Consider the following 12,681-nt stretch of genomic DNA (forward strand, 5'->3'; position numbering starts at 1 on the left):
TGTTATTCGATAAGGCTTTCTGAAGGGGTGATCAGTTGCGGGTTCAGGCAGCTTTCATAATAGGCCTGAATCTCCATCATGCGAGTGCGATGACGCTGGTAACGACGCCAGGCCTGTACGCCATTGTAAATGGCGCTACCCAGCATCGTCAGTAGCAGCAATGTGGTGCTGAGATAGCGCCACAGGCCGGAACGATCCGGGATCGGATGAAGGCCAATATGCTGCGTACCATTGGCGTCAGTGAAGATTTTTGTGACGATACCCTCGGCGTTAAACGGCGTATGCATCAGCATTTGTGCCAGTTTCTGGAAAGCGTTCCACTGTTCTTGCGGCGGGTAGTCGTAAAGTGATGCCGAAGGCCAGGGCTGATCAACAAAATCGCTGCCTTCGTCGCTGACAATCAGGAATCCGCCGGGGGCCGGACTGTTTAGTGATTGTGCCGCTCGCGCCGTTTCATGCGTGATAAACGGCGCGGTGGAGGTTGCCACCAGGTTATCCAGCGATTCCGCACTCACCGGGCGTAATAACACATTCACGCCATCGAGCTTCCCGGTGTTGGCGCGTTTTACCAGCGCGTCCCAGTCTTTACTGTTGCCGAGATTGACCAGCGCATTTTTCAGTCGCACACAGTCATCTTTGGCAGAACATAAATCCGCTGTCTTCAGTACAATGTCGCCAAAATCATCAAGCAATACCATGCCGGATTTTTGAATCGCTGAACGTAATGAGGCACTGACGCGAGATTCATCTTCCGGTTTAGGGTGCAGCTGGCGATTAACTGCTTCGGTCAATGCCGTCGCTTTGTTGACCAGTTCAGATTCTGGTAATGGTAATGAGCGGGCGTCGTTCCAGATGATCTGCGAGCAGTCAAACGGTAAAAAAGGTGAATTGGTTTTCGCGCTCCAGGTTCCGGAAGTGCGAATATTACACATTCCCGTACCGCTAATACGCAATGTATCGCCTACCCGCACGCCAGCGTCAGCCAGTTGTTTTACGCTGGTGGCTTCAATGGTCTGCGCGCCTTTCATCCATGAGAGAGTGAATTTCAGCGGCATATCCAGCGGGATCCAGAATAACAGCATAAACAGCACCAGCAGCGAGCCCGCAGCGATAATCGTACTGCGCAGCCAGTGCTGTAACGGAAAGTTTTTTACTTCATCATGCAGCGAAAGATATCGTCCCTGACGCACTACATGGCGGTCGAGATAGATATCGATATCGGTTTGTTGACCGAGATCCTGAGCAATGTATGGCTGCCAGTGTGCGGGATAGACCAGGTCGATAATACCGAGTGAAATATTGTTGATCTGTTCCTGATCGTTTTCGCCAAACAATCCCCAACGACGGGGGGTACCGCGCAGACAATGAATTTCCCGCAGGGAGGATTTTGCCGGGGGCGCGAATAGCCCCCACAGACCTGCGCCCAGCAGCAGTAACGCGCCGCCTGCCAGCCACGGAACAAATACATCCGGGGTAATCAGGCAGAAAAAGAACATCAGGAAGGAGGCGACGATCAGCAACGCTTCACGCAGCCCGCGCGGACGACTCAGCGCATATTCTTCATGCGTTTCTTTGCGAATATTGAGTAGCTCGATTTGCTCACTCTCTTCCCCGCGAATCGACGCCTGCGTTGACGGAACAGGTTGCAAGGCATAGCCGCGAGTTTCCTGCATGTACTCCTGCAGCGTATGACCGTTGAGTGAAATAACCAGCGGCAGCGAATCGGTATGAATCAGTTCAACGGTATTCTCATCGTTGATGTACTGTTCCCAGAAAGGGGGCAGGTGGACTTCTACCGAATCGAGGTAGTAACGCCATTTATTCGGATCGTCGGTAGAGATGCCGTAACGCGTGATAGCGTGTGTCAGCATCATGACGTTGTTGCTTTCGGCATTCAGCGCCAGAGAGATCGGTGCCGCGCTGGCTCCCGTTGGGCCAGGCACCTGTAATACCTGCGTCAGGCTCTCAAGATAATTTTCAACGGCGCTACGTTCTTCAGGTGTGAGTTTACGCGTTTGCGCATCCGCGAAGGCGTTGGTCCAGGGCAGCTGACGCCGTCTGGATCGCACTTTTATCAGCCATCCCGCAAGTAGTGAGCAGGCCAGCAAAGCAGCTAAAAAAATCACAATGGTGCTCATGCTTTCCCCATCTTACTTAGTTTGTCAGGCGTGGTCAGTCGCACCGGACACAATACATGATTCTGCGGTTGGCTATCGGCAAGCGTGGAGTTTAACTTGAGCATCATTAAGCACATCACAGTAACCGCTGATCATAGCAAACCCTCTGAAGGCGGAATATCAGCAAATTCCTGGAGTTATTTCAACCTATTGACTTTTAATTTGATTTGAGGACGATTATTTATTAAGTTACATAAATGTAAATAACATGCAATTCACATTGCCGAAAGCGTGTCCGATATCGCACAATAACCGCTGATTTCACAGCATAGATCCCACGATGAGCAAATCATTACAAAAACCCACCATTCTGAATGTTGAAACTGTAGCCCGTTCCCGACTGTTTACCGTCGAGAGCGTGGATCTGGAGTTCAGCAATGGCGTGCGGCGTGTTTATGAACGAATGCGTCCAACCAACCGGGAAGCAGTGATGATTGTGCCGATTGTGGACGATCACCTGATCCTGATCCGCGAATACGCAGTGGGAACTGAATCCTACGAATTAGGTTTTTCGAAAGGATTAATTGATCCGGGTGAAAGCGTCTACGAAGCCGCTAACCGCGAGCTAAAAGAAGAGGTTGGATTTGGTGCGAACGATCTGACTTTTTTGAAGAAGCTCAGCATGGCACCGTCTTATTTTTCCAGCAAAATGAATATCGTGGTAGCGCAAGATCTCTACCCGGAATCACTGGAAGGCGATGAGCCAGAGCCGCTACCACAGGTGCGCTGGCCGCTGGCGCATATGATGGATTTGCTGGAAGACCCTGACTTCAACGAAGCGCGTAATGTCAGCGCGCTGTTCCTCGTGCGCGAATGGTTGAAAGGGCAGGGGCGAGTGTAAATGCGTAAAGTTCGCCTGATGCATAATGCTTATCAGGCTTACGAAGTTTCTGCAATATATTGATTTTTCTAGATGTTGCTAGACGGGTAAAGTGTTCACGCCGTATCCGGTATAAACAAAGTGCACTTTGTCAGCAAACTGAAAAAGGCGCCGAAGCGCCTTTTTAATCAGAACAATTCCTGTGCTTCGCCATTATCGATAATGGTCGTACCCACCTCGTGCACCGCTTGTTGTGTCGGCTGCGTACCTTCGATGAAATACTCTTCGCGGCTGTTGCCACCATTAGCTAACTGCCCGGTGCTGCGATCGATATTCACCGTCACAATACCCGGTGGCGGCGTTAGCGGCTGCTCCGGCACACCTTCAAGAACGGCTTTCATATAAGCGTCCCATGCAGGCTGGGCACTCTTGGCACCGCCTTCGTAACCTGAGATCTGATCTTTAATCGCTCCGGAAGCCGTTGTATGACCGAGATTACGACGGTGATCATCAAAGCCAATCCAGACCGAGGTCACAACACCCGGACCGTAACCCGAGAACCACGCATCTTTCGAACTGTTAGTGGTACCGGTTTTCCCGCCGATATCGCGACGCTGCAAATCACGACCTGCACGCCAGCCGGTACCCTGCCAGCCTGGCTCACCAAAGATATTGGTGTTCAAAGCACTCTTAATCAGGAATGCCAGCGGAGTGTTGATGACGTGCGGTGCGTACTCCTGCGCGCCAGTCTTCGCCACTAACGCCTGATTAGCCTGCTCCAGCTGCGGCATTGGTACAGAAACATTCTGCTGCTCGCGGGAGATAGCGACATCTTCAACATCGTTATTTTCCAGCACGTTCGATTTCTGCGTATCACCGTAAATCACCGGAATATCACATTCCGGGCAAGCTACTTTCGGTTTCGCTTCGAAAATCACGCCGCCCTGATCGTTTTCAATTTTGCTGATAAACCACGGGTCCACCAGGAAGCCGCCGTTCGCCATGACCGCGTAGCCACGCGCCACCTGCATTGGGGTAAAGGACGCTGAACCCAGCGCCAGCGATTCGGTGTGGACAATGTTTTGCGCCGGGAAGCCGAAGCGTTGCAGATATTCTGCAGCGTAGTCGACGCCCATCGCCCGCATTGCGCGTACCATCACCACGTTTTTCGACTGACCCAGCCCCTGACGTAAGCGAATTGGACCGGCATACTGCGGTGGTGAGTTCTTCGGCTGCCAGTCAGAACCGGCACCTGCATCCCAGCGGGAAATTGGCACATCGTTCAACATACTTGCCAGCGTCAGACCTTTATCCATCGCCGCGGTGTAGAGGAACGGTTTGATGTTGGAACCCACCTGACGCAGTGCCTGGGTGGCGCGGTTAAACTTGCTCTGATTGAAATCAAAGCCACCGACCAGCGCCATAACGGCACCATTTTGCGGATTGATCGACACCAGCGCCGAGTTCACTTCCGGCACTTGTGCCAGCCACCATGCATCGCCGACCTGACGAACCCAGATTTGCTGTCCCGTTTGCAGAACATCGGTCACTTTACGCGGCGTCGGTCCCTGCTGAGTATCCGAACGGTAAGGACGCGCCCAGCGAACGCCGTCCATACTCAATGCGACAGTCGACCCGTCCGCCAGCATTGCCGTCGCTTCCTGAGGATTGGCGCTGGTGACTGCGGCAGGCAGCAGCGGACCATAGGTCGGCAGCGCCTTCAGCGTATCGGTAATCTTGTTGTTATCCCACGCCGACTCGCCCACTTTCCACAGCACATTTGCCGGGCCGCGATAGCCGTGGCGCATGTCGTAGTCCAGCACGTTATTACGTACCGCCTGCTGCGCGGCCTGCTGCACCTTGCGGGTGATGGTGGTGTAAATGCGATAACCGTCTTCATAGGCACTTTCGCCATAACGGTTATACATCTCCTGGCGCACCATTTCGCTCAGGTACGGCGCAGAGAAAGCAATCTCCGGCGCGTGATAGTTAGCGTTAATCGCCTCAGTGCGTGTCTGATCGAACTGTTGTTGGGTGATATACCCTTCATCCTGCATCCGCGACAGCACGACGTTACGCCGCGCGACGGCACGATCCATCGAGTAGAGCGGGTTGAAGGTGGAAGGCGCTTTCGGCAGCCCGGCTATCACCGCCATTTCGTTCAGCGTCAGTTGGTCGACCGTTTTTCCGAAATAGACTTGTGCCGCAGCACCGACACCATAGGCGCGGTAACCAAGGTAAATCTTGTTCAGATAAAGCTCGAGGATCTCGTCTTTCGTCAGCAGCTGTTCAATGCGAATCGCGAGGAAGACTTCCTTAATCTTACGCATCAGCGTGCGTTCTGGACTGAGGAAGAAGTTTCTCGCCAGCTGCTGGGTAATGGTACTTGCCCCTTGTGACGCGTGACCGGAGAACAGCGCCACGCTTGCTGCACGGAAGATCCCCACCGGGTCAACGCCGTGATGCTCGTAGAAGCGGCTGTCTTCTGTCGCGATAAAGGCTTTCACCATCTCCGGTGGGATTTGATCCAACGTAACCGGAATACGACGTTTCTCACCGTATTGAGCAATCAGCTCGCCATCGGCGCTGTAAATCTGCATCGGAATTTGCAGGCGAACATCTTTTAATGTCGCCACATCCGGCAGTTGTGGCTCGATGTAGCGGTATAGGCCATAAATCGAGCCTGCTCCCAGCAGAATGCAACAGACTGCAAGGATCAAAAAATACTTTACGAACTTCACTGGAAATTTCCCATTTAGTTTCATTTGGGCAGTTTATAAACAAACGCGCGGTAGTATAAAGGCAAGCCAGACGCATTGATATACCCGTCAGAGTGACGGGTGATAAGGAGATCATCACAATGGCATTTAAGATCTGGCAAATTGGTTTGCATTTACAACAGCAAGAAGCGTTAGCGGTTGCGATCGTGCGGGACGCAAAAGAATGCTTTTTGCAACGCTGGTGGCGGTTGCCGTTGGCGCACGACATTATCAAAGATGGGCGGATTGTTGATGCGCAGCGGCTGGCTAAAACGTTGTTGCCGTGGAGTCGCGAACTGCCGCAGCGCCATCACATCATGTTGGCGTTTCCCTCCAGTCGCACATTACAGCGGTCATTTCCGCGCCCGTCGATGTCCCTCGGTGAGCGGGAGCAAATGGCCTGGCTGTCTGGGACGATGGCCCGCGAGCTGGATATGGATCCGGACTCCCTGCGCTTCGATTACAGCGAAGACTCACTCAGCCCCGCTTATAACGTGACTGCCGCGCAAAGCAAAGAGCTGGCAACGCTACTTACTCTGGCAGAAAGGTTGCGTGTTCATGTGAGCGCGATCACCCCGGATGCCAGTGCATTACAGCAATTCCTGCCTTTTTTACCTTCTCATCAGCAATGTCTGGCCTGGCGTGATAACGAACAGTGGCTGTGGGCGACGCGCTATAGCTGGGGGCGCAAACTGGCGGTAGGGATGACTAGCGCGAAGGAGCTGGCGGCAGCGTTATCCGTTGATCCCGACAGCGTCGCGATATGTGGCGAAGGCGGATTTGATCCCTGGGAGGCCGTTTCTGTTCGTCAGCCGCCGCTACCGCCGCCTGGTGGAGACTTTGCCATCGCGCTGGGGCTGGCGCTTGGGAAGGCGTACTGATGAACCCGCCAATTAATTTTTTGCCCTGGCGACAGCAACGCCGGACCGCTTTTCTGCGTTTCTGGTTGCTGATGTTCGTTGCGCCTCTGCTGCTGGCCGTCGGGATAACGCTAATACTGCGTCTGACAGGCAGCGCCGAAGCGCGCATAGACGCCGTTTTGCTTCAGGGGGAACAACAACTCGCCCACAGCTTACAGATAACGAAACCACGTTTGCTGGAGCAACAGCAGTTACGCGAACAGCGTTTGCAACGGCAGCGCCAGCGACAATTTACCCGCGACTGGCAATCTGCGCTGGAAGCTCTGGCGGCGCTTTTACCCGAGCACGCCTGGCTGACAACGATAAGCTGGCAGCAGGGAACGCTGGAGATCAAGGGGCTTACAACAAGCATTACCGCGTTAAACGCACTGGAAACGTCACTCCGCCAGGATGCTTCTTTTCATCTCAATCAGCGGGGGGCCACGCAGCAGGATGCGCAGGGACGCTGGCAATTTGAGTATCAGTTAACAAGGAAGGTTAGCGATGAACATGTTCTTTGACTGGTGGTTCGCCACATCACCCCGTCTCCGCCAGCTTTGCTGGGCAGTCTGGTTGCTGATGTTAGTTACGCTCATTTTTCTGTCATCGACACACCAGGAAGAGAGCGACGCATTAATTCGACTACGGGCAAGTCATCACCAGCAGTGGGCCGCACTGTATCGCCTGGTAGACACCACTCCCTTCAGCGAGGAAAAAACGCTGCCCTTTTCGCCACTGGATTTTCAGTTATCCGGCGCGCAACTGGTTTCCTGGCATCCATCCGCGCAGGGAGGCGAGTTGGCGTTGAAAACGCTGTGGGAAGCAGTGCCGTCGGCATTTACACGGCTGGCAGAGCGCAACGTCAGCGTGAGCCGTTTTTCGTTAAGCGTGGAAGGTGATGATCTTTTGTTCACGCTACAACTGGAGACGCCGCATGAGGGTTAAACGCTGGTTGTTGGCAGGTGTTGCATTGTGCCTTTTAACCGGTATGCGTGACCCTTTTAAACCGCCGGAAGATCTATGCCGGATTAGCGAACTTAGCCAGTGGCGCTATCAGGGGATGGTAGGGCGAGGCGAGCACATCATCGGTGTAATAAAAGACGGGCAAAAGAAATGGCGACGGGTGCAGCAAAACGATGTGCTGGAAAACGGCTGGACAATTTTACAGCTGACGCCAGACGCACTAACGCTGGGAACCGGGACAAACTGCGAACCGCCACAATGGTTGTGGCAACGGCAAGGAGATACAAATGAAGCAATGGATAGCCGCACTACTGTTGATGCTGATACCCGGCGTACAAGCGGCAAAGCCGCAAAAAGTGACGCTGATAGTGGATGACGTTCCGGTAGCTCAGGTGTTGCAGGCGCTGGCTGAACAGGAGAAGTTGAACCTGGTCGTGTCGCCAGACGTCAGCGGTACGGTGTCGTTACATCTAACAGATGTTCCCTGGAAGCAGGCACTACAAACTGTAGTGAAAAGCGCCGGACTGATAACGCGCCAGGAGGGCAACATTCTCTCAGTGCATTCCATTGCCTGGCAGAATAACAATATCGCCCGCCAGGAGGCGGAGCAGGCGCGGGCGCAGGCAAATCTGCCGCTGGAAAATCGCAGTATAACCCTGCAATACGCCGACGCGGGAGAACTGGCGAAAGCGGGGGAGAAGCTACTGAGTGCCAAAGGGAGTATGACCGTCGATAAACGCACCAATCGCCTTTTGCTACGAGATAACAAAACGGCGTTAAGCGCACTTGAACAGTGGGTAGCGCAAATGGATCTGCCGGTCGGGCAGGTTGAGCTGTCGGCGCATATTGTCACCATTAATGAAAAAAGTTTGCGTGAGTTAGGCGTGAAATGGACGCTGGCCGATGCGCAACACGCTGGTGGCGTTGGGCAAGTCACCACGCTTGGTAGCGACCTCTCCGTAGCGACGGCGACAACGCATGTCGGTTTTAACATTGGGCGCATCAACGGACGTTTGCTGGATCTTGAGCTTTCTGCGCTCGAACAAAAACAGCAGCTGGATATTATCGCTAGTCCGCGTCTGCTGGCCTCACATCTTCAGCCTGCCAGCATTAAACAGGGGAGCGAAATTCCATATCAGGTTTCCAGCGGGGAAAGTGGCGCGACGTCGGTGGAATTTAAAGAGGCCGTCCTGGGGATGGAGGTCACGCCCACGGTGTTACAAAAAGGTCGCATCCGGCTGAAATTACACATCAGCCAGAACGTTCCGGGGCAGGTGCTACAGCAGGCTGATGGCGAAGTGCTGGCGATTGATAAGCAGGAGATCGAAACGCAGGTCGAGGTCAAAAGCGGAGAAACGTTGGCGCTGGGCGGCATTTTTACCCGTAAAAATAAATCGGGTCAGGATAGCGTACCGTTGCTTGGCGACATTCCCTTGTTCGGGCAATTATTTCGTCATGACGGAAAAGAAGATGAACGACGCGAGTTAGTGGTGTTTATCACGCCACGACTGGTTTCCAGTGAGTAAACAGCCGTAAAAGCGGTAATGTTTTTACGCTGAACGTGTTTCATCTATTTGACGCGCGCAGGTATTTAGCATACAAGGAGTACCGATTTGAGAGTTGGTGCTCTTCGCTGCCTGCGTTCCATGATGATGATTTATCATTCAGGCGGCATTTTGCTGTCTTTTTTACGCTAATCTTACCCGGTGATTTATCGCCAGAGCGGTGGTAGCAAGGCAGCGCGCTTGCAGCGACCAGATATGCAGAGGGATGGGTGATTTATTCAGTTGCCAAACCCGCTGGAGTATTGAGATAATTTTCAGTCTGACTCTCGCAATATCTTATGAGGTTTCAGTTCATGTCCTGCGGCGCTCTCTGAGCGAAGCGGGTTTATCATTAACGAATAGTCTTAGTAGTACCGAAAAAATGGCAGAGAAACGCAATATCTTTCTGGTTGGGCCTATGGGTGCCGGAAAAAGCACTATTGGGCGCCAGTTAGCTCAACAACTCAATATGGAATTTTACGATTCCGATCAAGAGATTGAGAAACGAACCGGAGCTGATGTGGGCTGGGTTTTCGATTTAGAAGGCGAAGAAGGCTTCCGCGATCGCGAAGAAAAGGTCATCAATGAGTTGACCGAGAAACAGGGTATTGTGCTGGCTACTGGCGGCGGCTCTGTGAAATCCCGTGAAACGCGTAACCGTCTTTCCGCTCGTGGCGTTGTCGTTTATCTTGAAACGACCATCGAAAAGCAACTTGCACGCACGCAGCGTGATAAAAAACGCCCGTTGCTGCACGTTGAAACACCGCCACGTGAAGTTCTGGAAGCGTTGGCCAATGAACGCAATCCGCTGTATGAAGAGATTGCCGACGTGACCATTCGTACTGATGATCAAAGCGCTAAAGTGGTCGCTAACCAGATTATTCACATGCTGGAAAGCAACTAATTCTGGCTTTATATACACTCGTCTGCGGGTACAGTAATTAAGGTGGATGTCGCGTTATGGAGAGGATTGTCGTTACTCTCGGGGAACGTAGTTACCCAATTACCATCGCATCTGGTTTGTTTAATGAACCAGCTTCATTCTTACCGCTGAAATCGGGCGAGCAGGTCATGTTGGTCACCAACGAAACCCTGGCTCCTCTGTATCTCGATAAGGTCCGCGGCGTACTTGAACAGGCGGGTGTTAACGTCGATAGCGTTATCCTCCCTGACGGCGAGCAGTATAAAAGCCTGGCTGTACTCGATACCGTCTTTACGGCGTTGTTACAAAAGCCGCATGGTCGCGATACTACGCTGGTGGCGCTTGGCGGCGGCGTAGTGGGCGATCTGACCGGCTTAGCGGCGGCGAGTTATCAGCGCGGTGTTCGTTTCATTCAAGTCCCGACGACGTTACTGTCGCAGGTCGATTCCTCCGTTGGCGGCAAAACTGCGGTCAACCATCCCCTCGGTAAAAACATGATTGGCGCGTTCTACCAGCCTGCTTCAGTGGTGGTGGATCTCGACTGTCTGAAAACGCTTCCCCCGCGTGAGTTAGCGTCGGGGCTGGCAGAAGTCATCAAATACGGCATTATTCTTGACGGTGCGTTTTTTAACTGGCTGGAAGAGAATCTGGATGCGTTGTTGCGTCTGGACGGTCCGGCAATGGCGTACTGTATTCGCCGTTGTTGTGAACTGAAGGCAGAAGTTGTCGCCGCCGACGAGCGCGAAACCGGGTTACGTGCTTTACTGAATCTGGGACACACCTTTGGTCATGCCATTGAAGCTGAAATGGGGTATGGCAATTGGTTACATGGTGAAGCGGTCGCTGCGGGTATGGTGATGGCGGCGCGGACGTCGGAACGTCTCGGGCAGTTTAGTTCTGCCGAAACGCAGCGTATTATAACCCTGCTCACGCGGGCTGGGTTACCGGTCAATGGGCCGCGCGAAATGTCCGCGCAGGCGTATTTACCGCATATGCTGCGTGACAAGAAAGTCCTTGCGGGAGAGATACGCTTAATTCTTCCGTTGGCAATTGGTAAGAGTGAAGTTCGCAGCGGCGTTTCGCACGAGCTTGTTCTTAACGCCATTGCCGATTGTCAATCAGCGTAACAACAAGAAAGGTCAGGCCGCTTATCAAGCGGTCTATTAGCTTCAGGTTAATTGCAACGTGGTAAGCATTAACCTTTTAGTGGGGTGTTAAATGGATGAATTCAAACCAGAAGACGAGCTGAAACCCGATCCCAGCGATCGTCGTACTGGTCGTTCTCGTCAATCTTCTGAACGTTCTGAGCGTACTGAACGTGGCGAACCGCAGATCAATTTTGATGATATTGAACTTGATGACACTGACGATCGCCGTCCGACTCGTGCGCAAAAAGAGCGCAATGAGGAACCGGAAATCGAAGAAGAAATTGACGAATCCGAAGATGAAACCGTGGATGAAGAGCGCGTAGAGCGTCGTCCGCGTAAGCGCAAAAAAGCAGCCAGTAAACCCGCTTCTCGTCAGTATATGATGATGGGCGTCGGCATTCTGGTTCTACTGCTGTTGATCATCGGTATCGGTTCTGCGCTAAAAGCCCCCTCGACCACTTCCAGCGATCAAACCGCGTCTGGCGAGAAGAGTATTGATCTTGCTGGCAATGCGACCGATCAGGCGAATGGCGTGCAGCCAGCGCCGGGAACCACGTCTGCGGAAAATACTCAGCAGGATGTTTCTCTGCCACCGATCTCTTCTACGCCGACTCAAGGGCAAACCCCGGTCGCAACGGATGGTCAACAACGTGTTGAAGTGCAGGGTGACCTGAACAATGCGCTGACCCAGCCACAAAATCAGCAACAGTTGAACAATGTGGCGGTCAATTCTACATTGCCGACTGAACCCGCGACTGTCGCGCCAGTACGCAATGGCAATGCATCGCGTGACACGGCGAAAACGCAAACTGCTGAACGTCCGGCCACTACGCGTCCAGCTCGTCAGCAGGCGGTGATTGAACCGAAAAAACCGCAAGCAACCGTGAAAACGGAACCGAAGCCGGTAGCACAGACGCCGAAGCGTACTGAACCAGCTGCCCCTGTGGCGAGCACGAAGGCACCGGCTGCGACTTCTACGCCAGCCGCAACGCCAGCACCAAAAGAGACGGCGACTACGGCTCCAGTACAGACGGCATCCCCGGCGCAAACCACGGCAACACCAGCCGCTGGAGGGAAGACCGCAGGTAATGTTGGTTCGTTGAAATCGGCACCGTCCAGCCATTACACTCTGCAGCTGAGCAGTTCCTCTAACTACGACAACCTGAACGGTTGGGCGAAGAAAGAGAATCTGAAAAACTACGTTGTCTATGAAACGACGCGTAATGGTCAGCCGTGGTATGTCCTGGTTTCTGGCGTGTACGCTTCGAAAGAAGAGGCGAAAAAAGCGGTATCTACATTGCCAGCAGATGTTCAGGCCAAAAACCCGTGGGCGAAACCGCTGCGTCAGGTACAGGCCGATCTGAAGTAATCAAGGTTATCTCCCGCAATGGTTTATCGTTGCGGGAGTTGCCTGAAGCGCTGGATGCTGTCGGAGCTTTCTCCACAGCC

At 53.2% G+C, this 12,681-nt stretch carries 11 protein-coding genes; 9 read left to right on the forward strand and 2 right to left on the reverse strand.

Features of this window, described 5'->3' with window-relative positions:
- Positions 1 to 2: 2 nt before the first annotated feature.
- Positions 3 to 2,138 carry an intracellular growth attenuator protein IgaA gene (igaA, locus tag RTW80_RS05265; RefSeq protein ID WP_000104525.1) on the reverse strand — a complete coding sequence of 712 codons (2,136 nt, stop codon included), beginning with the start codon at positions 2,136 to 2,138 and terminating at the stop codon, positions 3 to 5.
- A gap of 319 nt (positions 2,139 to 2,457) precedes the next feature.
- Here igaA and nudE point away from each other — a divergent pair, with 319 nt between their 5' ends.
- Entirely contained in the window at positions 2,458 to 3,018 is a 561-nt protein-coding gene (gene nudE / locus RTW80_RS05270; RefSeq protein ID WP_000045744.1) for an ADP compounds hydrolase NudE, read from the forward strand.
- A 167-nt stretch (positions 3,019 to 3,185) separates the two neighbouring features.
- On the opposite strand, the gene mrcA is transcribed toward nudE, so the two are convergent.
- Positions 3,186 to 5,738 carry a peptidoglycan glycosyltransferase/peptidoglycan DD-transpeptidase MrcA gene (gene mrcA / locus RTW80_RS05275; protein WP_032247284.1) on the reverse strand — a complete coding sequence of 851 codons (2,553 nt, stop codon included), beginning with the start codon at positions 5,736 to 5,738 and terminating at the stop codon, positions 3,186 to 3,188.
- A 119-nt stretch (positions 5,739 to 5,857) separates the two neighbouring features.
- Between mrcA and hofM the strand changes: the two genes are divergently transcribed.
- The 8 genes from hofM to damX all read left to right on the forward strand — a co-directional run bounded on the left by hofM (position 5,858) and on the right by damX (position 12,601).
- Positions 5,858 to 6,637: a DNA utilization protein HofM gene (gene hofM, locus RTW80_RS05280; RefSeq protein WP_032247285.1), complete on the forward strand. Its 780-nt coding sequence runs from the start codon at positions 5,858 to 5,860 to the stop codon at positions 6,635 to 6,637.
- Positions 6,637 to 7,176 (forward strand): DNA utilization protein HofN, encoded by a 540-nt coding sequence (gene hofN, locus RTW80_RS05285; protein ID WP_001069320.1) that lies wholly within the window; start codon positions 6,637 to 6,639, stop codon positions 7,174 to 7,176. Before hofM ends, hofN begins: the two co-directional genes overlap by 1 nt.
- Positions 7,160 to 7,600: a DNA utilization protein HofO gene (gene hofO / locus RTW80_RS05290; protein WP_001055768.1), complete on the forward strand. Its 441-nt coding sequence runs from the start codon at positions 7,160 to 7,162 to the stop codon at positions 7,598 to 7,600. Before hofN ends, hofO begins: the two co-directional genes overlap by 17 nt.
- Positions 7,590 to 7,994 (forward strand): DNA utilization protein HofP, encoded by a 405-nt coding sequence (hofP, locus tag RTW80_RS05295; RefSeq protein ID WP_063119241.1) that lies wholly within the window; start codon positions 7,590 to 7,592, stop codon positions 7,992 to 7,994. The genes hofO and hofP overlap by 11 nt, the downstream gene beginning before the upstream one ends.
- A complete protein-coding gene (hofQ, locus tag RTW80_RS05300; protein WP_074152913.1) occupies positions 7,906 to 9,144 on the forward strand; it encodes a DNA uptake porin HofQ in 1,239 nt (412 codons plus the stop codon). The genes hofP and hofQ overlap by 89 nt, the downstream gene beginning before the upstream one ends.
- Before the next feature lie 400 nt (positions 9,145 to 9,544).
- The gene (gene aroK / locus RTW80_RS05305; protein WP_000818618.1) at positions 9,545 to 10,066 is read left to right on the forward strand and encodes a shikimate kinase AroK; all 522 of its coding nucleotides are present in this window, start codon (positions 9,545 to 9,547) and stop codon (positions 10,064 to 10,066) included.
- Between the two features lie 56 nt (positions 10,067 to 10,122).
- Positions 10,123 to 11,211 carry a 3-dehydroquinate synthase gene (aroB, locus tag RTW80_RS05310; protein WP_063119243.1) on the forward strand — a complete coding sequence of 363 codons (1,089 nt, stop codon included), beginning with the start codon at positions 10,123 to 10,125 and terminating at the stop codon, positions 11,209 to 11,211.
- A 91-nt stretch (positions 11,212 to 11,302) separates the two neighbouring features.
- Positions 11,303 to 12,601 (forward strand): cell division protein DamX, encoded by a 1,299-nt coding sequence (damX, locus tag RTW80_RS05315; protein WP_024249927.1) that lies wholly within the window; start codon positions 11,303 to 11,305, stop codon positions 12,599 to 12,601.
- Positions 12,602 to 12,681 lie beyond the last annotated feature (80 nt).

Source organism: Escherichia sp. AM3, from assembly GCF_032029835.1.
In the GTDB taxonomy this organism is placed as follows: domain Bacteria; phylum Pseudomonadota; class Gammaproteobacteria; order Enterobacterales; family Enterobacteriaceae; genus Escherichia; species Escherichia coli.